The sequence below is a fragment of the Microbacterium sp. M4A5_1d genome, from assembly GCF_053345465.1.
Map to the genome: position 1 here is coordinate 1,634,439 of NZ_JBKFAD010000001.1, position 21,743 is coordinate 1,656,181.

Here is a 21,743-nt window from a genome sequence, read left to right on the forward strand (position 1 = left end):
ACGCTCAGGGCGCGATGAGGGCGCCGTCGGGCGCGCGGACCCCTGCGGCCCAGGCGTCGTGCCCGGAGAGACCGGCGGGGAAGCGGGCGGCGGCGGCCTCGTCCATCTCGATCCCCCAGCCGGGGGCGTCGTTGGGCGTCAGCCAGCCGTCGACGATGTCGATCATGCCGGGGAAGACCTCGTGGGTCTCGTCGTTGTAGACGTGACCCTCCTGGATGCCGAAAGCCGGCGAGGTCACATCGAGCGCGACCGCCGCGGCCACGGCGAACGGCGAGGCGTCGCCGGGCGAATGCCAGGCCGTGCGCACACCCTCGATGTCGGCGAGGACCGCGAGCCGGCGCGCGGCGCTGACGCCCCCGATATCCGAGAGGTGGCTGCGGATGTAGTCGACGTGATGCTCGCGGATGAGGCGGGCGGCGTCGGTGAAGGATGTCGCGAGCTCGCCGACCGCGATCGGCACGGGTGACGCGGCCCGCACCTCGGCCAGGCGGTGCCAGTGCTCGGGTGCGAGCACGTCCTCGAGGAAGAAGGGCCGGTACGGCTCGAGCGAACGGGCGAGGGCGATCGCGGTCGCGGGGGTCAGTCGCGAGTGGACGTCGTGCAGCAGCTCTACGCCGTCGCCGAGCGCCTCGCGCACGTGGGCGAACAGCTGCGGCGTGCGGACGAGATAGTCCTCGACCCGCCAGCCCGCGGGGTTCTTCGCCCACGCGAAGGAGCCCGCGACGGGCGGCGCGCCGTAATGTCCGACGCCCTGCTGGCCGGTCTGGATGCGCACGTGACGCTGGCCGGCGGAGATGAGCTCGCGCGCGTGCGCCGTGGTCTCGTCGAGATCGGCACCCTCGGCGTGCAGATAGGTGTCGGCCGCGGCACGCACCCGCCCGCCGAACAGCTCGTACACCGGCATCCCGGCGCGCTTGCCGGCGATGTCCCACAGCGCCATGTCGATGCCCGAGAGCGCGTTGTTGCCGACCGGTCCCTCGCGCCAGTAGCCGGTGAACCGCACCAGACGCAGCAGGTCTTCGATGTCGCCGGGGTATCGACCGACGAGCAGCGGGCGCAGGTGGTCGAGGAAGGCGACGACGGCCTGCCAGCGCTGCGTGAAGGTCGCGCAGCCGTATCCCCACAGTCCGTCCTGGTCGGTGTCGATGCGGACGACGACCAGCGGAATGCCATCGGGCGCCGTCACGATCGCCCGCACGTCCGTGATGCGGACGTTCTCGCGCGGCATCCAGGGCTGATCGAAGGTCGTGGGCTCTGTCGTCATCGGTCGCTCCTCACGAGTGCCGGGTAGGGGGTGGCGGTGCCATCGTGGATCGACTCTCGGGGCTCGAAGCCGAGCACCGTCCGCGCCGTCGTCAGGTCGACGAGCGCGTCGTGCCCGGCGAGGTGCGCCGGCGGCTCGACCGCAGGCGCGTAGCGGCGCAGGAGCTCGGCCGTCGGCACGTCGAGGAGGGTGTCGCGGGCACTGAGCGGCACCACTTCGGCGCCGGCGACATCCGCCCAGAGCGCCCGCTCCACCGCGCGCACGGCGTCGGTCATGGTCAGGTACGCCCAGCCCTCGCGGGCCATCCGCACGGGATCCGCGCGGACCTCGTCGGCGACGTCGCGCAGGACGTGCGGCCATTTCACCAACGGGAACCGCAGCGCGACGACGTCGATGCCGTACCGCCGGTGGGCGTACCGGGCCGTCGCCTCGTCGGCCAGCTTCGACAGCGAGTAGGCGTCGGCGATGTCGGGCGGCGTCCCGGCGTCGAGCGGGAACGCCGGCGGGAACGTGTCGTGCGGATTGTTCGGGTAGCCGATGGCGTTGATGCTGCTGGCGATGACCGCCCGGTGCACACCCGCCTCGGCGGCGCGCGTGAGCACGTTGAACGTCGCCGAGGTGTTGACGCGGAAGATGTCGTACGGGGTGCCAAGGCTCGGATGCGGGATGGCGGCGAAGTGCGCGACCGCGTCGGCGTCGCGCATCGCTTCCTCGACGTCGGCCCGCGAGGTCGCGTCGCCCGTGATCTGCCGGTCCGCGGGGTGTTCTCCGCCGAATGCGAGGGACAGCGCAGTGACCTGGTGGCCGCTCGCGACGAGATGGTCGCTGACCGCACGACCGATCTCGCCGTCGGCGCCGGTGACGAGGATGCGGCTCATCCCTTCACCCCGCCCGCCATGCTCGCGCCGCGCAGGAACTGGCGCTGGAAGATGAGGAACAGCGCCACGGGGATGATCAGCGAGAGGAACAGGGCCGCCATCTGCACGCTCAGCTCGGTCTGGTCGGCAAGGCGAGGCAGCGCCACCGACACCGGCTGCTTGTCGGGGTCGGGCAGCACGAGGAGGGGCCACAGGTAGTCCTTCCACGACGCCACGACCGTCAGCAGGCCCACGACCCCGAGGATCGGTCGCGACAGCGGAAGCACGATGCTCCAGAGGATGCGGAGCGGGCCGGCGCCGTCGATGCGGGCCGCCTCGTAGAGGTCGGCGGGGATCGCCTCGAGGAACCGGGCGATGATGAGCACGTTGAACGCCGCTGCGCCCGCGGGCAGCCACACGGCCCACCAGGTGTTGATCAGCGAGACGCCCAGCACCGGCAGCTCGCGCACCGTGAGGTACAGCGGCACGAGCGAGACGATCGACGGGATGAACAGCGTGGCGAGGATGGCTCCGGAGAGCAGCTTGCCCCACCGCGGCCGGAGCACCGTGATGACGAAGGCCGCCGTCGTCGAGACGACGAGGGTCACGACGACCGATCCCGCCGCGAGGATCGCCGTGTTGGTGAGGTAGTGGCCGATGCGGCCCCGCTCCCACGCGATCGCGAGGTTCTCCCACTGCACGGTCCCGCTGGCGAAGAACGAGAACGGGCCGCGGATGAGGTCCTGCGTCGGCGAGACCGCGGCGAGCGCGAGCCAGATGAGCGGGCCGAGTCCGGCGATCAGCAGACCAGCCAGCACCACGACCTGTCCGATGCCGAGCCACACGCGCACCGAGGGTCGCTGGCGGTCGCTGTCGGAGATGTTGGTGCGCGTGAGCGGATCGGGTGCGACGTCGCGACGCCGGGCGAGCCGCCGGGTGGGAAGAAGGGCGCTCATGCTCGGCTCCAGCGTCGGGTCAGTCGGAAGTAGAGGAGCGACAGCAGGCCGAGCGATGCGGCGAGCAGCACGCTCAGCGCGGTCGCGGCGCCGTAGTCGACGCGCACGAAGGCGTAGTCGTAGATGGTCATGAGCAGCGTCTTGGTGGCTCCCTGCGGCCCGCCGCCGGTGAAGAGGAACGGCTCGGTGAAGATCTGCATCGTGCCGATGATCTGCAGCAGCAGCATCGTCGCGATGATGCCGCGCATCTGCGGCAGGGTCACGTGCCAGACGCGACGCCAGATGCCGGCGCCGTCGAGCTCGGCGGCCTCGTAGAGCTCGGAGGGGATGCTCGTGAGGGCCGCGATGTAGATGATGATCGCCGTGCCCGCGCCGGCCCACGTCGTCTCGAGGACGATCGAGGGCATGGCGGTCGCCGTCGAGTTCAGCCAGGGCAGCGGCCCGATGCCGACCCAGCCGAGCACGGTGTTGAAGAGACCGTCGGCGTCGGGGGCGTAGAAGAACTTCCACAGCAGGATCGCGACCACCGGCGGCACCATGACCGGCAGGTAGGCGAGCGCACTGAAGTACCAGCTGCGCGAACGCATCTCGGAGATGAAGACGGCGAGGGCCAGCGGCACCGGGAATCCGAACAGCACGGCGAGGACCGTGTAGTAGATCGTGTTCAGGGTCGCCTGCGGCAGCCCGGGGTCGGAGAGGACGTACGCGAAGTTCTCCCACCCGACGAAGCTGCTCTCGCCGCCGATGACGACGCGCTGCACGCTCATGGCGAGCGAGCTGACGATCGGTCCCCACGAGAAGTACAGGAAGACGAGGATCGCGGGCGCCGCGATGGCGAGCGCCGTCAGGCTGGGACGCCAACGGCGGCGCCGCCGCGGCGGGGCGGGCTCGGGGGAAGCGGACGCGGATGTCGTCGTCCCGGTCCGCGGTCTCACGTCGGTCATGGGGTCCTCCGGTCGGGGGCGAGCCGAGGTCGTCGGCCCGCCCCGTCGGGTCAGCGGCTCAGGCGGGACTGGACGTCGCTCTGAGCGGTGGAGAGAAGAGCGGGGATGTCGGCGCCCTTGTCGGTGAGCACCGTCTGGACGACGGTGTCGAGCGCGCCGTAGACCTCCTGCGCGTTGTTCACGGGCTCGGGCACGATCGGGATGTCGGCCGAGGCCTCGAGGTAGGGCGTGAAGTTCTCACTCGGAACGTTGATGTAGTCGGCGATCCAGGTGAAGTACTCGGAGTACTGATCGGCGTTGACGACCGGCAGTCCGGGCAGGCCCGTGACCGAGCCGGCCTCGTTCGAGGCGCGCGCGTCGTCGACGGCGGTGTCCTCGTCGAGGAAGCGCTGGAGGTAGAAGAACTCCACCCACTTCACGGCGGCGGCCTTCTCGGCGTCGCTCGCGTTCGGGTTGACGATCTGCACCGTGCCACCGCTCAGCGTGCCCTGCGTGCCGCTGGACTGCGGCATCCCGCCGATGCCGAACTGCTCGGCGGGCAGCTTCAGGTTCTGGACGACGTTGTAGTACGAGTCGCTCGCACCGAGGATCATGCCGATCTTGCCCGCGGCGAAGTCCTGCCCCTGTGACTGGACGTCGTAGAGGGTGTTCTCCGGGAGCGTGCCGTCCTCCCAGCGCATCGTCTGCAGCAGATCGAGCGCGTCGGTCGACGGGGTGTCGTCGAAGGTCGCCTTCGAGCCGTCCTCGTTCTCGACCGTCCCGCCGAACGAGTAGGTCATGCCGGTGAACTGCCACCCGCCGGTGTTCGCGGTCGTCAGCACGGAGAAGCCGGCGGCGTCGGTCGCGTCGCTGATCTTCTTCGCCGCCTCGCGGACCTCGTCCCAGGTCTTCGGCGGGTTCTCGGGATCGAGACCCGCCTGGGCGAAGAGATCGCGGTTGTAGACCAGCCCGAACGAGTACGCGTTCGTCGGGATCGCGAAGACACGGTCTTCGCTGTTCTTCGTGAGGGCGAGGATGGTCGGGTTCAGCGCGTCGAGCAGGCCCTCGCTCTCGAGCGCGTCGGTGATGTCGGCTGCCTGGTTGCGCTTGATGAGCCCTTGCGGCTCGGTGAGCGGGACGCTCATGACATCGGGCAGGCTGCCGCCGGCGGCGAGCGCCTGGAACGTCGAGGCGTCGTAGCCCGTCTCGACGGGCTGCAGGTCGATGTCGGGGTTCGCCTTCTCGAACGCGGCGACGCGCTCGTCGAAGTAGGCGCGGTCCTCCGGCCGGTCGGCGGTCGGGCGGTCGCCGATCTCGATCGTGACGGTGCCGTCGGCGGGCGCCGATGCGTCGCTGCTGCAGCCCGCGAGGGCGGCGACGGACAGGCCTCCGACCGCGATTGCGGCCGCGACGGAACGGAAACGTTTCGTCATTGAAACTCCTAGGTGTGAGTGGCAAGCAGGAAAAACGATTGCTCTCCGATGTCTAGCACCTCTCGACCCGACACGTCAAAACAAAAGTGTTCGAGCGTGTCGATGCATTGAAGATCCGAGGTTCGTCTCGGCGCACGTGTTGACAGACGACTCGCCTGGCGGCCAGACTGCCCGCTGGACAAACGATTTTCCTCCCGTCCACCATCCGCGAACACTCGATGAGGAGCACCGCGTGCCGAAGCATCCGTCCCCCCGTCCCGTCCCGCGGCTCATCGCCGCCTCCGCCGCGCTTGCCCTCGCTGCCACAGCCAGCGTCGCGCTCGCCGCGCCGGCATCCGCAGACGCACCCGCGCTCTCGATCGAACCCGACGCGTGGGGCAACCTGTTCCACGCCGGCGACACGGTGTCGTTCCGGTACGACACGACGGCCCCGACGGTCGCGTGGCGCGTGGTCGACGGCTGGGGCGAGGTCGTCGACGACGGTACGGAACCGGCCGATGGCGCGCTGACGCCCGACGTCACCGAACGCGGCTGGTACCGCCTCGAGGTGACCGCGACCGGTGACGAAGTGGCAGACGCCGCGACGACGTTCGCGATCCTCCCCGACGCGGAGGCCGCCACTTCGGCGACCGGCCGGTTCGGTGCCGCCACGCACTACGGGCAGTCCTGGGATCCGGCTTCGATGCAGGCGCTGACCACGGGCGGCTTCGCCCAGCTGCGCGACGAGGTCTATTGGAGCGAGGTCGAGACGCAGCCGGGCGTCTACGACTGGTCGCGGGCCCGGGCGGAGTTCCTCGACCCCGCCCGCGAACAGGGGATCCGGCCGCTGCTGCTGGCCGGCTACGGAAACCCCCTGTACGACGCGGGCAACGGCCCCGTCAGCCCCGACGCGGTCGCCGCGTACGCCGACTATGCCGCGGCGATGGCCGCGGAGTTCGGCGACATGTCCACCGGCATCGAGGTGTGGAACGAGTGGGATCTCGGGCTCGGCGGCAACACCAACGTCTCGCCCGAGAACTATGTCGCCCTGCTCTCCGCCGCGGCGCCCGCGATCAAGACAGCCAGTCCCGATCTGCCGGTCATCGGCCCCGCGGTGGCGAACCTCAACACCGACTGGCTCGAGCGGACGTTCCAGCTCGGCGCGCTCGATCACCTCGACGGCATCGTCCTGCACCCCTACAGCTACCCCGTCGGAGCCGACGCGCTCGACGAGACGCTGAAGCGCATCGACGCCCTGGTGCGGCGCTACAACGGCGGCGAGTCGAAGCCGCTGTGGATCACCGAGCACGGCTGGCCCACCGGCACCAACGCGCGGGCGGTGTCCGAGCGCCAGCAGGCGGCCGACATCGCGAAGTCGGCCGTGATCGCGGCAGCCCATGACGCCGCGCGGTACTACGTTTACGACCTCGTCAACGACGGCGTCGACGACGCCGAGACGGAGGAGAACTTCGGCCTGCTGCACCACCCCGACGACGAGCTGGGGGCCTTCACCCCCAAGCCCTCGTTCGCCGCCTACTCCGTGGCGGCCGATGCCCTGGCGACGGCGACGTTCGCCGAGCGCGACGAACCGCTGCCGGGACTGCGCCGGGTGCGATTCGACACCGCCGACGGACCGCTCCACGTCCTGTGGTCCGACGCCCCGCAGACAGTCGCACTCGAGGTAGCCGGGTCCGCCGAGCTGACGACGATGTACGGTGCCGCTGAAACCGTCACCGGCGGTGCCGGCGCCCCGGTGCTGGCGTCGACGGGCACGGAACCGCTGTACGTCCGCGGTGAGGTCACGTCCATCGCGCAGACCGATGCCGGGCTGACGCTCGACCCGGGTGTCGTCGGAGCCCCGGTCACGGGCTCGTGGACCGTGCAGGGCCGGGCGGATGCCGCGTCGTCGTGGCGGCTCGTTCTGCCGGACGGGTCCGAGGCGGTCCAGACGACCGCTCCCGGCGCTGTCGCGACCACGGCGGTCTCGTTCCCGGCTCCCGCGACCGCGGGGACGTACGAGACGAGCGCACGCGTCTACGAGGGCGACCACTACGTCGGCACGCTGCGCGCCGCCACGTCGGCGAGCGAACCCGTGACGCTCCAGGCGGCGCAGGCTTTCACCGAAGAGGGGGCCTCGGTGCTCCGCATCCGTGTCGCGAACGCTTCGGCCGCACCCCGTGCGCTTGACTCGCTGTCGTACACGCTGGGCGACGACGGCGGAGAGCCGGAAGCGCCGGCGACGATCGAGCCGGAGGCGGATGTCGTCATCGACGTCCCGCTCGATGCGCTCGCGGGGCCCGCGCCCTTCACTGCGACGGCGGTCGTCGACGGGGTGACGCTGACCGCTTCGGGGCGCGTCGCGCCGGTCGAGCAGGCGTCCGTTCTGCCGGCCGCTCATCGCACGATCACCGTCGACGGCACGCTCGACGACCTCGACGGCGTCACGCCGATCGCCTTCTCCGCCAACCCGGAAGCCGACGACGAGGCCGACCAGTCCGCTGTCGCCTGGCTCACGTGGGACGAGGAGTACCTGTACTTCTCGGCCGATGTCAAGGACGACGTGCACGACCAGCCCGCGCAGAGCGCGAACATCTGGCAGGGCGATTCCATCCAGTTCACCGTCGCAGGCGGCGCCCCCGGCGCCGCGACCACCTGGCACGAGTTCGGCATGGCGCTCACGAGCGCCGGCCCCCAGCTGTACCGCTGGCTCTCCGTCGACGCGGGGGCGGGGCCGGTGCCGGGCGCTCCGGTGGCCATCTCGCGCGACGACGCCGCCGGGCGGACGGTGTACGAGACGGCGATCCCCTGGACCCTGCTGCGCGGCGTCGACAGGGCGACATCCCTCCTCAGCAGCGCCGCGATCGTCAACGAGGCAGACGGCACCGGGCGCGCCGGCTTCCTCTCCTGGGGCGGCGGCATCGCGGGCGAGAAGGACTCGGGCGAGTTCACCGCCGTGCGGCTGCTCGCGCCGGCGCCCGTCGTCGAACCACCTGTCGAACCGACGCAGCCCGTGACGCCGGGCGACGGGGGTTCGGCGGCACCCGGCACCCCCGCCGGCGGCAACGGCACCGCGGCCGGAGCCACCCACGCCCGCGCGTTGGCGAGTACGGGCGGCTCATCCCCGCTCGCGTGGCTCGCCGCCGCGTCCGCGACCGGGGCCGCCGGCATCGCACTGCTCGTCACGCGCCGCCTGACCCGCCGATCGTGACCGTCGCCAAGGAGCCACGCATCGTCGGCCTGCGCGTGGGGCGGCGGCGGGATCTGTCCGTCGCCGCCTCACCGCGGCCGCCCGTGTCGTGGCTCGTAGAGGCGCCCGCCGCGTGGGAGGCGACCCGAGCCGAGCTGCGGCTCGACGGTGGGACGACCGTGGCCACGCGCCCCTACGGCATCCTCGAGGACTGGCCGTTCGCACCGCTGCGAGCCGGCGCCGCGCACCGACTCGAGGCCCGCGTCATCGGCGCCGACTGCACGGCGAGCGCCTGGTCGGAGCCCTGCGAGATCCGCGCGGGGTTCCCCGCCGAGGCGTGGAACGCTCCGTTCCTGCGCCTCGCCAGCCCCCGCCGTACCGCCCAGCCGTTCCTCGCCCGGCGCGACTTCGAGGTCGCCGAAACGGTCGTCGCCGCGGAGCTCCAGGTGACGGCGCACGGCGTCTACCGCGCGCGCCTCAACGGTGTCGAGGTCGACGACGCCGTGCTGAACCCCGGCTGGACGGCATACCAGCACCGACTCCCCCTGCATCTGACCGATGTCACGCCCCTCGTCCGCGTCGGCGCGACGAACACCCTCGCGGTCGAGGTCGCCGGCGGCTGGTACACCGAGGCGTACGGGTTCGGCGAGACGGCGGAACGCTTCTACGGCGACCAGCCCGCTGCCTCACCCCTTCTCCGCCTGCGGCACCGCGACGGTCACGTCCAGGAGATCCGCCCCGATGACCGATGGCGACTCTCCGGTGATGGCGAACTCGTCTCGAGTGGGCTCTACGCCGGTGACGAGATCGACCTCCGCCGGCGGCCGCGCGGGTGGGAAGCCGCCGGCTTCGACGATGCGGCGTGGGAGACGCCGGCCCTGTCCGAACCCGGTCGGCAGCCGGAAGCCATCGACGTCGAGCCGGTGCGGCGCATCCGGTCTCTGCCCGTCGCAGCCATGCCCGCGAGCGATGACCCCGAGCGCGTCCTGCTGGACTTCGGCCAGAACCTCGTCGGGCGCGTGCGGTTCCGCGTCTCGGGCCCGGCCGGTACCCGCATCGTTCTGCGCCATGCGGAGGCGCTCGAGGGCGGACGGCTGAACACCCGGCCGCTGCGGGCTGCCGCTGCCACCGACACGTTCATCCTCGACGGCGCCGCCGACACCGTCTGCGAGCCGCGCTTCACCTTCCACGGGTTCCGCTACGTCGAAGTCACCGGTTACCCGGGTGAGCTCGACCCGGCGGATTTCACCGCCGTAGTGCTGCACACCGACCTGAGGCGAACAGGGTGGTTCTCCTGCTCCGACGAGCGCCTCACGCGCCTGCACGAGAACATCGTGTGGAGCTTCGCCGGCAACGCCCTCGCGCTGCCCACCGACTGCCCGCAGCGCGACGAGCGGCTCGGCTGGACGGGCGATGCCCAGGTGTTCGCCCCGACGGCGGCATCCCTCTTCGACGCGGACGCGTTCTTCGCGTCCTGGCTGGAAGACGTCGCGGCCGAGCAGCGCGCGCGGGGCGGCCGCGTGCCGACGGTGGTGCCGCAGACGCTCGGGCGTCTCGGCGAGACGATGGCCGCCGGCTGGGGCGACTCGGTCACCGTCATCCCCACCGTTCTGCACGAGCGGTTCGGCGATCAGCGGGTGCTCGAGCGGATGACGGACGCGATGCGGGCGTGGGTCGATGCCGTGGCGGATGCGGCAGGACCCGAACGACTGTGGGAGCGCGGGTTCCAGTACGGCGACTGGCTCGATCCGACCTCGGCCCGGCCCGATAAGGCCAAGACCGACCCGGGGCTCATTGCCACGGCCTACTTCGCCCGCTCGGCTCGGCTGACCGCAGACGCGCTCGCCCGCTCCGACGACGCACCGGCGGCCGGCTGCTACGCCGCGCTCGCCGCCGAAGTGCGCGATGCGTTCGTCGCGTCGTACGTCACCCCGCGGGGCCGCCTCGCCTCCGATGCCCCGACCGCTTACGCCCTCGCCCTCGAGTTCGACCTGCTCCCGGTGTCGTTGCGTTCCGCCGCGGCCGAGCGGCTCGCCTTCCTCCTCCGCGCCGGCGGCTACCGGATGGCGACGGGGTTCCTCGGGACCCCGCTCGTCCTCGACGCACTGCTGTCGAACGGACAGGAGTGGGCGGCCGAACGATTGCTGCTGCAGACCATGTGCCCGTCCTGGCTCTATCCCCTGTCGCAGGGAGCGACGACGATGTGGGAACGCTGGGATGCCGTCCGCCCCGACGGCTCGCTGCATCCCTCCGGCATGACATCCCTCAACCACTACGCTCTCGGGTCCGTCGGCGATGTGCTGCACCGACGCGTCGGCGGGCTCGCGTGCGCGGAACCCGGTTGGGCGCAGGTACGGATCCAGCCATGGTTCGTCTCTGCTCTCGAGCACGCCGACGTCGCGCACGACACCCCCCGGGGACGCGCCTCGGTGTCGTGGGAGCGGGATGCCGACATCCGAGGGCAGATCCGCGTCCGGGCGCAGGTTCCGCACGGGGTGACGGCGATCGTCGACCTCGGCGACCGCGCGCCGTTCCCGGTGGGCGCCGGAACCCATACGTGGGACGCGACCACGCCGGTCCGCACCCTCGCCCCGATCGGTGTCGACTCCGACCTCGCCCTGATCGCCGACACCCCGGACGCCTGCGCCGTCGTATCCCGATCGATCGCTGGACACTCCCCCGAGATGGCAGCGGAGTTCGACGCCTACATCCGGTGGGTCCCGGGCAGCCGTCTGCGCGACGAGCTCGCCGCCGTCTCGGCGCCCGACGCGCTCGTCACCTACATCGATGGGGCGCTCGCAGCGCTCACGCATTGAGCTGCGGCATCCGCCCCGCCCCGCCGCCCGGTGTCAAGACCCTGGCACCCGGCCGGACGATCTCTACCGTGGAGCCTGGCCGAGCCGTCCCGGGGCACGGTCGCCGGAGGACGCCATGGCCACGAACGAACCGCCGCCCACAGAGGCGATGCTCGACGGTCGCTACCTGCTGGGCGAATGCGTCGGCCAGGGCGGCATGGCTCGCGTCCACCGAGCCGAGGATGTGCTGCTCGGTCGCACCGTCGCCATCAAGCTGCTGCGTCCCGAGCTGGAAGGGGCGACGACATCCGCCCGCGCCCGAAGCGAGATGACCGTGCTCGCCTCGCTCAACCACCCCGCACTGGTGACCCTCTACGACGCCCAACTCGCACCGGGTCGCGCCGAGTACCTGGTCATGGAGTTCGTGGACGGCCCGACGCTCGCCGCCCGTATCGCCGGCGGCCCCCTCCCCGCGGGTGACGTCGCTGCTCTGACCGCCGACCTCGCCGAGGCGCTGCACGTCGTCCACGACGCCGGGATCGTGCACCGCGACATCAAGCCCTCGAACGTCCTTCTGTCGCAGTCGCCGATGCTCGGCAGCCGGTCGGGTGCGAAGCTGGCCGACTTCGGGATCTCCGTCCTCGTGGATGCCGCTCGGCTCACTCAGCCCGGAACCGTCATCGGAACGGCTGCCTACCTTTCCCCGGAGCAGCTCACCGGCGCGCCGCCTGCTCCGCCCGCCGACATCTACGCGCTCGGCCTGGTCGTGCTCGAGGCTCTCACCGGGCAGCGGGGCTTCCCCCGCGCGGAAGGATTCGGCGAGGCGCTTGCACGACTCACCATCGCGCCCGAGATCCCCGACACGCTCGACCCCGCCTGGGCCGCGCTGCTCCGGGGTATGACAGCGATGCGTCCGGAAGACCGGCCGAGCGCGGCCGAAGTGTTCTCGGCGGCGAACGACCTCGCGGAGCGTCCAGCAGCGCCGGCCCTGCCTCCCGTTCCCGCATCGGTCGCGGCGGCGACGCCCGTTGCCGCAACCGGCACCGCGACGCGTATCCTCCCCGCGACTGCCGCGGGAACCGCGCGAGCGCCGGCCCGCGAGCGCCGGCGGCCCTCGCGGGCGCGGATAGGACTCATCGGGGGCGTGGCCGCCGCGACTCTCGCGGCCACCGCGCTCGGCGGCATGTGGCTTGCCGGTTCCACCGGCGAGACCGCTCCGAGCACGCCCGCCGACACCGAGCAGTCCGCCGTTCCCGAGCCGACGATCACCGAGACAACCGAGCCGGTCACCGTCGTGGACGAGCAGACCGACGAGTCGGAAGAACAGCCGGCCGCGCCCGTCGAGAACACGACGGAGCAGGACGGACCGGCCTCCGAGGCCGACCGGAAGGCCGCCGAAGAGGCGGCGAAGAAGGCAGAGCGAGAAGCTGAGAAGGCCGCCGACGAGCAGAAGAAGGCCGAAGAGCGCGAGAACAAGCGGGATCAGGACAAGCCGGGCCGCGGCTGACGACCGACGTCAGGGCGTGCAGCCTCGCACGGCATCCCCCGCCCCGCCGTTCGCGCGCACGAGCTGGACTTCGATGCAGGTCCGGCCCGACGGGTCGGCGGGAACGGTGACGGTCTCGTCCTCCACACGCTGGGGCGCGGCGGCGCCGTCGAGCGTGACGGGGTACCAGAGATACGAATCGCCCTCGGCCGGATTCGGATTCGTCCAGGTGAACGTCACGTCGGCACCGGCCGCCGTGCCCGCGAGGTCGCCGACGCGCGGCACGAAACCGGCGAGCGGATCCTGAGGGGCGCTGGAGGGAGACTCGCTCGCTCGAGGTTCCGCGGGCGCGGTCGGCTGAAGCATGCTCGCCACCACGACGACGGCGACCACGAGCGCTGCCGCGACGCCGCCGAGGGCGATCCACAGCCAGGAACGCGAACGTCCGGACGAGGTGCTCTCGGCCGGACCCGCGGCCGAATGCCCATCGGGCTCGGCGTGTGCAGCATCCGGGTTCGGCGAGCTCGCGGCGGTGCCGTGCGCCGCGGCTGCGCGCTGCACTGTCTGGTCGGCGACCGGCTCGACCGTGCGCGGTCGGCGGACCGTCGAGTCCTGCCCGGCACGCGCCGACGGTCGGAGCATCGTCTCGTCGGGCGCCGACGGCGCGAACGGCGAGCCCGATGCGGATGGGGCGAACGGCGACGACGCCTCCGCGCCGCTCTTGCGACGGGTCGACCCCGCGGGAGGCGCGGTGGTCGGCTCGATGCTCACGATCCCGCGAACGCGAGTCAGCTCGCCGTCGGCATCCTCTTCCTCCTCCGCGTCGGGCGAATCATCGAGGATGTCGATCGGCGTGACCGAATGGGCCAGCTCGATCTGAACGCGCTGCAACGCGCGGGCGAACGACACGGCGCTGTCGAAGCGAGCTGCCGGGCTCTTCGCCATCGCGCGTGCCAGTGCCTGCTGCAGCGAGGGCGGAACGTCGGCACGGTCGAGTGGCGCGAGCGGCGCGGTCTCGATGCGCTGGATCAGGTCTGCGGCGCCGTTGCGGCCGCCGGGCTGCTCGAACGGCGAACGACCGGCCAGAAGCGTATAGATGGTGGCGCCGAGCGCATAGACGTCCGACCGCACGCCCGAATCGGGACCGTCGCCGAACGCCTCGGGCGGCGACCACGGAATAGACATCCCGGCGGTCTCGTCGGCCCCCTCTGTCGTCGTCGCGATGCCGAAGTCGGTCAGCGCCGGGCGGTTGTACTCCGTCACCAGGATGTTGGCGGGCTTGATGTCGCGGTGCAGGATGCCGGCGCGATGCGCGGTCTCGACGGCGGCGGCGACTTGGATGCCGACGCGGAGGGCCTCGGCGACCGAGAACGCAGCGGCGCGATACCGCACCTGCAGGTTCGGCCGCGGACAGTTCTCCATGACCAGGTACGGACGCTGGTCATCCGACAGGCCGGCCTGATAGATCGTGACGATCGCCGGATGCGTCGACAGCATCGCCATGACGTTCGCCTCGGCGGTGAACTGCTCGACCGAGCCACCGGCCATCCTCTCGGGAAGCAGCACCTTGACCGCGACCTTGCGCCGGGGCAGGTGCTGCTCGTAGAGGTAGACGTCGGCGAAGCCGCCCGAGCCCAGAAGCTCGAGGTAGGTGAAGCCCGGCAGCTGGGGCGGCGGCGCCGGGGGTCGCTTCGCGCTCACGGGAGATCCTCGAAGGCGATCGTCACACCGTCGCCGATGTCGAGCACGTCGCCCGAGACGACCATCGTCGGCTCGCTCGGATGCAGCCGCACCGGGTCGTTGCCGCCGCGAAGCAGCACCGATCCGTTCGTCGTGTCGAGGTCGACGACGAGGACGTGCTCGCCCTCCGCGCGGATCTCGACGTGGTTGCGCGAGATGTCCTGCTCGGGGCTCTCGACAGCGACGAGCGTGGGCAGCATGTCGCCTGTCGAGCGCGAGGAGCGCGGACGCCGACCGATGATCACCGTGTTGTCGAGTTCGACGACCTGCCCGTCCGACACGCGGATGCGTCCCCGCGCGAGACGGCGTGCGGGGACGATCTCCGTCGACTCGTAGACCGCGGGCTCGGTCCGCCGCGCACTGCGGATGTCGGCGACCGCGATGGTCTCGCCGTCGTGATCACCAGCGGGGGCGAGCGGCGACGACACGACGGTGGCGTCGTCGGCGGGGCTGGCTGATGCGGCTGCTTCCGGCTGCTCGACGGAAAGCGTCGGACGCACGACCGTCTCACCCCAGATCATCGCGTGCTCATCGGCGGCTGCCGTGTCGCTGAGCGGGACGAAGGTCTGCGCCCCAGGCGACTCGTCGAACGGGAGTTCGCTCTCGTCCTCCGCCGGGGCAGCCGGGGGCGCCGGCGACGCGGGAGCAGCAGCGGTGGGGGGCTCGACGGAGGACGGTGCCGGCGACTCCGGTGCGGGCACGGCCGGTGTGGTCGGCGCCGCGACGAACGGACTCGCGGGGCGGACGCCCGGTCGCGCGCCCGTCAGATCCACCGTGACCGAATCGGCCGCGACGACACCTTCGACGAACGGAAGCGATGCGGCCTCGTCCGCCGCGTCGGCGAAGAGCGCCGACGCGCGCTGCACGCCGGGGATGTGGCGCTCGACCCACGTCGAGACCCCCTGGCCCGAGACCGACAGCGGGCCCGACTCCGTTTCGACGACGAGCTCGACCGGGCCGCGGACGGCGACGCGGAGCCCGTCGCCCTCGACGATCGCCAGGATGAAGTCGGGAATGGCGGCCAGCGACGTGCCGAACGCGCCCGTCAGGGCCTCGATCACCGCCCCGATGCCGCGCTCCTCCAACCGGCGCCACACGGCCTCGACCGTCGGGATCGAGACGTTCGCGGGCAGGGCGACGGCCGCGGCGGGCGCGAGTGCGACGCGCCACTGCTCCGCGCCCGTTGCCGGAACGTAGCGGACCTCGACCATCAGGCTCTCCCCCCTGCGGCCGCTGCGCGCGGCCGGGTGTCTATGTCCGCGTCATCCGGCTGGGCGGACGGCACGGTGTCGTACGCGTCGTCACCGCCGTCTCCCAGCGCATCGACGACGATGACCGTGACGTTGTCGCGGCCTCCGTGCAGCAACGCCTCGTGGACGAGCCGCTGCGCGGCTTCCTGCGGCTCGGTCTCCTCGTCGAGGATACGGGCGATTCGCTCGTCGTCGAGCTCGGTCGACAGGCCATCGGAGCAGACGAGGATGCGGTCGCCGCTCTCCGCCGGCAGCATCCAGAAATCGGCCTGGCCGACGCTGCCTGCGCCGAGCGCCCGCGTGATCTCATTGCGCCGAGCGTGGCGCGCGGCGGTCTCGGCGTCCATCTGGCCCGAATCGACGAGCTCCTGCACGACGGAGTGGTCGACGCTGATCTGCTCGAGGCGTCCGCGCGCCCACCGGTATGTGCGCGAGTCGCCGATGTTCAATGCCAGCCAGTAACCGGCGTCTCCGACGCGCGTGAGCACGACACCGGTGAGGGTCGTGCCCGCCGCACGCTGGCCGGTGGCGAGCGCGTCGATGTTCACGCGGGCTCGCTCGATGGCGGCGCGGACCTCGCCGTTCGACACCACGGCGGCCCCCACCAGGGACTGGAACTCTGCGACGGCCGCGGCACTCGCACGCGCTCCGGCCTCGTGTCCGCCCATGCCGTCGGCGACGACGAAGACGGGCGCTGCGGCGAGATACGAGTCCTCGTTCGCGCGACCGCGCAGGCCGGCGTGAGTCGCCGCCCCGTGCCCCACCCGTAGCGACATGGGGCTCACCGCATGACCTCGACGACGAGCCAGCGGTCACCGAGATCGAGCCGGTCACCGCTGTGGAGCACGGTCTCCGCTCCGGGCACGACCGGAACGCCGTCTCGCCCGCGCGTCACGACGACTCCGTTGGTCGAGGCCCGATCGATGACCGCGAGGCCTCCGGCGTCGAGGGGCACGAGTTCGAAATGCGTCCGAGAGAGGGTCAGCGTCTCGTCGCGCAGCACGATCGCATCGGCGCCGGCGGCACGCGACGGGTCGCGGCCGAAGACCGTCCGCCCGTAGACGGCCGTGCGGGTGCCGTCATCCCACAGGAGCAGCGCCCGGGTGCCGGTGCGGATGTCGGGGACGCCCGCGAGCGGTTCCGTGTCGAAGATCATCGCGCTCATGCGTCCCCTCCCCGGGCGCGCCGGGCACGGCCGCGCAGCAAGGAGCGCAGGCTGAGCCGGGCTCGCAGGCGGCGCCACACCGACACCCGGCCGCTCATGCCGACGACGATCGCGTCGACCTCGCGCCAGAAGGCGTCGACGTCCTCGGCCGTGGGCTCACCCGGACCGAACACGCGGGCATCCGCCGACGTCGCGAGGGCGGTCACGTCGGGCTGCTCCATCGTCGCGGCGACGACCTGTGCGCTCTCGGTTCGCGTCGCACCCGAGGCGACGGGCGCGTTGAGGTCGACAGCGCGGTCGATCAGTTCGTCCCAGCCGCCCGAGATCCGGTCGGCGGGCTTGTCGGCGTTGCGCCGCTTCGTACGTCGAGCGGTCTTCACCGCCCCCATGATGACGAAGGGAGCGAAGATGATCGCGAGCACGCCGATGCCGATGCCGACGGGTGCGAGGATGGCGCCGATCCAGTCGAAACCGGGATCTTCCTCGTCTTCCTGATCGCGGTCGTTGGCGATCGCGGGCGGCAGCTCGGCCGGCTCCTGAGCCGGCGGCGGCGGCTGCAGCACCTGCGGCTTCGGGTTGGCCCGCGGCGTCGTGGTCTGCTCGTTCGGCTCGTTGTCCTCGTCGGGCGTCGGGTCGAACGGGATCCACCCGTACCCCTCGAACGCGACCTCTACCCACGCGTGAACGTTGTCGCCGGTCGCGGTGAACTCGCCGGCGGTGTCGCCCTCTTCCGGGTGCCACCCCATGACGACTCGCGCCGGGATGCCCAGCTGCGCCGACAGCAGAGCCATCGCGACCGCGTACTGCTCGTCGTCGCCGATGATCTCGTCGCCGCCGAAGAAGCTCGTGATGCGGGCCGCGCCGTGACCGGACGGCGAATACGGATCGTCCTCGAGACCGTGGCTGAAGTATCCGTCGGTCGAGAGCCAGTCCGCCAGCGCCTGCACCTGCTTGATGGGAGTCTCCGCGTCGCCGACGGCATCGGTGGCGATCTGAGACAGCCCGTCGGGAATGCCCTCCTGCTTCGGCATCTTCACCGGCGCGAAGGCGACATCGGCGAGCGCTTCGTTCGTGGGCCGGACGGGGAACACCGTGTCGACGGTGTAGGTCGTTCCCGGCGCGAGACCCGCGGTGACCGCAGCCGTCCCGGTGGCGTCGTTGTAATGGGCGGTGCGGCGCAGCTCGTCGGCGCGTTCGCCCTCGAACTCGATCGACCGCACGGCACCGGCGTCGGGCAGCCACACGCCGCGCAGCTCGTCGATCTCGAACTCCAACCGACCGGGCACACCTTCGGCGTCCGGCGACATGTTCGAGCGCAGGGGCGTGAACGAGCTGGACGAGCCGGCACCCTCGTCCGAGACGTTGAACACGATGCCGTTGTAGGCGTCCATCGTCGCCAGGCGGATGCGGCCGTCCTCCGGGAGGCCCTGCACCGTGAAGAGCGGCGTCTCCGCGTCATCCCGGACGAGTCCGCGGAAGCCCTGCAGCGGGCTCGGGTACTGCTTGACGTCGAAGGGCGGGATGACGATGTCGCGCAGTACGTAGCGCGTCGACGGCGGGCTCGCCACGGCGGCGGTCGCGACGCCGGCGCCCACCGCCACGGCGACGACGGCGGTTCCCGAGATCAGGCGGCGCAGCCGCGTGTGCCGGAGGGTCGCGGCATCCGATGTCGCGGTCGGCTCGATGCGCACGGCGGCGTTGTCGGGGTCCCATGCCTGTCGCAGCGCGAGCCACACCGATGCCACGACGGCGAAGACGACGCCCTGCAGTACGGGCACGGCGGGCTCGGTCATCCCGAGCAGGATCTGCGTGACGAGGAAGGCGGTCACCGGGATCAGGGCCCACGCCGCCTGGCGCAGACGGAGGGCGAACGAGGCGGTGAGCACCGCCGCGACGAGCGTCAGCAGGAACGGAACGATCAGGTGTCCGTCGTACGGCGCCACCGGAGCCACCGTGGTGAGCAGGCGCTTCCACGACTGCACGGAGCCGAGGGCGAGCTGCGTCCAGGTGTCGAGCGTCGGGATGACGCCGAACAGCGCCGTCTGCGGCAGCGCGAGGGCACCGCCGAAGATGAAGTAGGCGGCGACGGTCAGGCCCGCCGTGGGCAGCACGCCCCAGCGACGGTGGGCGCACAGCCAGGCGATGCCGACGCCGATGACCAGTGCGCAGAATCCCGCGAGGAGGTAGGCCGGGCCGTCGAACGTCGGCCCGAAGCCGACGATCGCCACGGCGAGGAGCAGCACGACGGCGACGAGGTCGAGCACGAGCCGGCGGCGCGCGGGCGACATCACGACAGCACCTTCCGCATCGCGGGGGCGAGCTGGTCGAGCGCGCTGATCGAGATGACGTCGGCATCGCCGACGCGGCGCAGCACCGGGACCTCGGCCGATCGATCGGCGACGACGGCGAGCACCCGCACGCCCTGAGGCAGTCGCGAGCACGCGAGCTTGAGCTCGGCCGGGTCGGCGCCCGACCCGCAGAACAGCACGACGATGGCGATGCCGTGGGAGTTCATCGCGATCGTTCCGGCCAGGGCCACGACGCCGCCGTCACGCTGGCGCGAGTGCTCCAGAGCCGACAGGTTGTCCAACAGCCGACGCGGCCCCTGCGTGCGGAGCGGGCCGCGCTGCGTGCGCGCCTCGAGCATGCGGGAGTCGCGCAGCGCGCGCAGGCCGATCGAGCCGGCCGCGGAGATCGCGAGCTCGAACTCGTCGGAGTCGGCGTAGTCGCCGGCGTACGTGGAGAGCCCGAGCACGAAGTGCGACCGACGGGTCTCCTCGTACTGGCGCATCATGAGATTGCCGACGCGTGCGGTGGACTTCCAGTGCACATGACGCAGGTCGTCGCCGGGCTGGTACTCGCGCAGGGCGTGGAACGACACGTCGTCGGGTGCCAGCTGCGTCGAGGGGAGCCCTTCGAGGTCGCGCAGGCGCCCGAGCGAGAGCCCCTCGAGGGGCACGGTGCGCGGGTGCACGTAGAGGTCGACGGCCTGGCGGCGGTCGCTGCTGCGCTCGAAGAGTCCGAGCGGGTCGCCGCGGAGCACGCTGACCGGTCCGACCGCCAGCACTCCGCGGGCGGTCGTGGGGATCGCGAACAGCTCTTCGTGGGCGGCCCCGGGTGCGAGCCGGGGCACGTCGAACTCGCCGCGCCCCGAGCCGACCGGCAGGACGACCCGCGAGGGCAGGATCGGCCGCGACGTGCCGTTGACGAGAGTCAGCCCGCCGATCGCGCGCTCCCCCACGACGACGTGGGTGCGTGTCAGGTCGAGGTCGACGTCGTAGGCGGTGCCGCCGAAGAGGAACGGCACGCTGATGACGACGATCGCGGTGAGGATGACGGCTGCGATGACCATCTCCTGCCAACCGAAGCTGAGTGCGACGACCCACAGCAGCACGGTCGCGAACAGCAGCACCCACCCGAGCGGGCGTATGGTGCGGGTGACGAGGCGGATGCCGCGGCGCGCAACCGCCCACCACGACTCGAGCCGCTCGCGCCAGACGACCAGCCGCGACGGCGCCTCCGCGTTGACGGGGGCGGCGTCGGCCGACAGCGTCGTCGTCCCCACGCGGAGGGTCGCGTCCGCGTCTCGCGTGGTGTCACCGACGGTCCGGGTATCGGCCGTGGTTCCGGCCGCGCGCTCGGCAGCCGCCTCACCGCCGGCAGCACCGCGGCCCCGGCGCGTGCGACGCGTCGGGGTCGGGGCGGCAGGGGGTGTGGCCATCAAGCGTCCGCCCGCGCGAGCGGCGCCTCGACGTCGGCGAGGGCGTTGTTCATGACCGTCTCGGCGGTCGTGCCGGTGAACTCGGCTTCGGGATCGAGCACGAGGCGGTGGGCCCACACCGGCAGCGCGAGCAACTTGATGTCGTCGGGCACGACGTAGTGGCGACCCTGCGCGGCGGCGTAGACCTTGGCGATGCGGATCATCGCGATGGCGCCGCGCACCGAGACGCCGAGGCGCGTCGCCGACGCTTCACGCGTGGCCTCGACGATCTGCGCGGCGTAGCGTGCGACGACCGGATCGATGTGGACGGTCGCGGCCAGGTCGGCCATCTCGCCGACGGCGCGGGTCGTGATCACGGGCTTGAGGCTTGCCGACGGGTTGCGGTCGACGGCGCCGACGAGGATGCGCTCCGAGACCGCGAGGGTCGGGTAGCCGATCGACGTCTTGATCATGAAGCGGTCGAGCTGAGCCTCGGGCAGCTTGTAGGTACCGGCCTGCTCGATCGGGTTCTGGGTCGCGATGACGAGGAACGGACGACCCACCTCGTGCGCGACGCCGTCGACGGTGACCCGCGACTCCTCCATCACCTCGAGCAGGGCCGACTGCGTCTTCGGCGAGGCGCGGTTGATCTCGTCGGCGAGCACGATCGAGGCGAAGACCGGACCGCGGTGGAACTCGAAGCGCTTGTTCGCCTGGTCGTAGATCGTCACACCGGTCACGTCGGAGGGCAGCAGGTCGGGCGTGAACTGGATGCGCGTCGAAGTGCCCTGCACGCTCGCCGCGATCGCCTTCGCGAGGCTCGTCTTGCCTGTGCCCGGCGCATCCTCCAGCAGCACGTGCCCCTCGGCGATCATCGCCGACAGCACGAGCGCCACGACCTCGCGCTTGCCGAGGAGAGCGGCGTCGACGTTGTCGACCAGGCGCGCGAAGGTGTCGCGGAACCACGCTGCCTGCTCGGGTGTCATGCTCATTCGTTCGTTCTCGTTC

The 21,743-nt window shown here is 71.6% G+C and carries 15 protein-coding genes; 3 read left to right on the forward strand and 12 right to left on the reverse strand.

The window, feature by feature from the left end; translation table 11 throughout:
* Window positions 1-4: 4 nt before the first annotated feature.
* The 5 genes from ACLBWJ_RS07865 to ACLBWJ_RS07885 are packed head-to-tail and all read right to left on the reverse strand — an operon-like array spanning window position 5 to window position 5,433.
* On the reverse strand, window positions 5-1,264 hold the full coding sequence (locus ACLBWJ_RS07865) for an enolase C-terminal domain-like protein (protein WP_274178172.1): 1,260 nt from the start codon (window positions 1,262-1,264) through the stop codon (window positions 5-7).
* Window positions 1,261-2,142, reverse strand: coding sequence for an NAD-dependent epimerase/dehydratase family protein (locus tag ACLBWJ_RS07870; RefSeq protein WP_114588988.1), 882 nt, complete (start codon window positions 2,140-2,142; stop codon window positions 1,261-1,263). The genes ACLBWJ_RS07865 and ACLBWJ_RS07870 overlap by 4 nt, the downstream gene beginning before the upstream one ends.
* The gene (locus ACLBWJ_RS07875) at window positions 2,139-3,077 is read right to left on the reverse strand and encodes a carbohydrate ABC transporter permease (RefSeq protein WP_112615917.1); all 939 of its coding nucleotides are present in this window, start codon (window positions 3,075-3,077) and stop codon (window positions 2,139-2,141) included. Before ACLBWJ_RS07875 ends, ACLBWJ_RS07870 begins: the two co-directional genes overlap by 4 nt.
* On the reverse strand, window positions 3,074-4,021 hold the full coding sequence (locus tag ACLBWJ_RS07880) for a carbohydrate ABC transporter permease (protein WP_274178171.1): 948 nt from the start codon (window positions 4,019-4,021) through the stop codon (window positions 3,074-3,076). The genes ACLBWJ_RS07875 and ACLBWJ_RS07880 overlap by 4 nt, the downstream gene beginning before the upstream one ends.
* A gap of 50 nt (window positions 4,022-4,071) precedes the next feature.
* Window positions 4,072-5,433 carry an extracellular solute-binding protein gene (locus tag ACLBWJ_RS07885; protein WP_274178170.1) on the reverse strand — a complete coding sequence of 454 codons (1,362 nt, stop codon included), beginning with the start codon at window positions 5,431-5,433 and terminating at the stop codon, window positions 4,072-4,074.
* Window positions 5,434-5,665: 232 nt separating this feature from the next.
* Between ACLBWJ_RS07885 and ACLBWJ_RS07890 the strand changes: the two genes are divergently transcribed.
* The 3 genes from ACLBWJ_RS07890 to ACLBWJ_RS07900 all read left to right on the forward strand — a co-directional run bounded on the left by ACLBWJ_RS07890 (window position 5,666) and on the right by ACLBWJ_RS07900 (window position 12,901).
* A complete protein-coding gene (locus ACLBWJ_RS07890) occupies window positions 5,666-8,620 on the forward strand; it encodes a sugar-binding protein (RefSeq protein WP_274178169.1) in 2,955 nt (984 codons plus the stop codon).
* The gene (locus tag ACLBWJ_RS07895; protein ID WP_447660045.1) at window positions 8,617-11,415 is read left to right on the forward strand and encodes a family 78 glycoside hydrolase catalytic domain; all 2,799 of its coding nucleotides are present in this window, start codon (window positions 8,617-8,619) and stop codon (window positions 11,413-11,415) included. Before ACLBWJ_RS07890 ends, ACLBWJ_RS07895 begins: the two co-directional genes overlap by 4 nt.
* Window positions 11,416-11,530: 115 nt before the next feature.
* Window positions 11,531-12,901 (forward strand): serine/threonine-protein kinase, encoded by a 1,371-nt coding sequence (locus ACLBWJ_RS07900; RefSeq protein WP_447660046.1) that lies wholly within the window; start codon window positions 11,531-11,533, stop codon window positions 12,899-12,901.
* 9 nt (window positions 12,902-12,910) lie between these two features.
* Here ACLBWJ_RS07900 and ACLBWJ_RS07905 read toward each other — a convergent pair whose 3' ends face one another.
* Genes ACLBWJ_RS07905 through ACLBWJ_RS07935 form a run of 7 tightly spaced genes read right to left on the reverse strand, consistent with a single transcriptional unit; the run spans window position 12,911 to window position 21,727 of the window.
* A complete protein-coding gene (locus ACLBWJ_RS07905; RefSeq protein ID WP_404568367.1) occupies window positions 12,911-14,581 on the reverse strand; it encodes a serine/threonine-protein kinase in 1,671 nt (556 codons plus the stop codon).
* Window positions 14,578-15,831 (reverse strand): FHA domain-containing protein, encoded by a 1,254-nt coding sequence (locus ACLBWJ_RS07910; RefSeq protein WP_447660047.1) that lies wholly within the window; start codon window positions 15,829-15,831, stop codon window positions 14,578-14,580. The genes ACLBWJ_RS07905 and ACLBWJ_RS07910 overlap by 4 nt, the downstream gene beginning before the upstream one ends.
* Complete coding sequence (locus tag ACLBWJ_RS07915) at window positions 15,831-16,646, reverse strand: PP2C family protein-serine/threonine phosphatase (protein ID WP_114588980.1); 816 nt, start codon at window positions 16,644-16,646, stop codon at window positions 15,831-15,833. The genes ACLBWJ_RS07910 and ACLBWJ_RS07915 overlap by 1 nt, the downstream gene beginning before the upstream one ends.
* 5 nt (window positions 16,647-16,651) lie before the next feature.
* On the reverse strand, window positions 16,652-17,035 hold the full coding sequence (locus tag ACLBWJ_RS07920; RefSeq protein WP_282501885.1) for an FHA domain-containing protein: 384 nt from the start codon (window positions 17,033-17,035) through the stop codon (window positions 16,652-16,654).
* Complete coding sequence (locus ACLBWJ_RS07925; protein ID WP_447660092.1) at window positions 17,032-19,323, reverse strand: transglutaminase-like domain-containing protein; 2,292 nt, start codon at window positions 19,321-19,323, stop codon at window positions 17,032-17,034. Before ACLBWJ_RS07925 ends, ACLBWJ_RS07920 begins: the two co-directional genes overlap by 4 nt.
* Window positions 19,323-20,756: a DUF58 domain-containing protein gene (locus ACLBWJ_RS07930; protein WP_282501884.1), complete on the reverse strand. Its 1,434-nt coding sequence runs from the start codon at window positions 20,754-20,756 to the stop codon at window positions 19,323-19,325. The genes ACLBWJ_RS07925 and ACLBWJ_RS07930 overlap by 1 nt, the downstream gene beginning before the upstream one ends.
* On the reverse strand, window positions 20,756-21,727 hold the full coding sequence (locus ACLBWJ_RS07935; protein ID WP_114588976.1) for an AAA family ATPase: 972 nt from the start codon (window positions 21,725-21,727) through the stop codon (window positions 20,756-20,758). The genes ACLBWJ_RS07930 and ACLBWJ_RS07935 overlap by 1 nt, the downstream gene beginning before the upstream one ends.
* Between the last annotated feature and the right edge of the window lie 16 nt (window positions 21,728-21,743).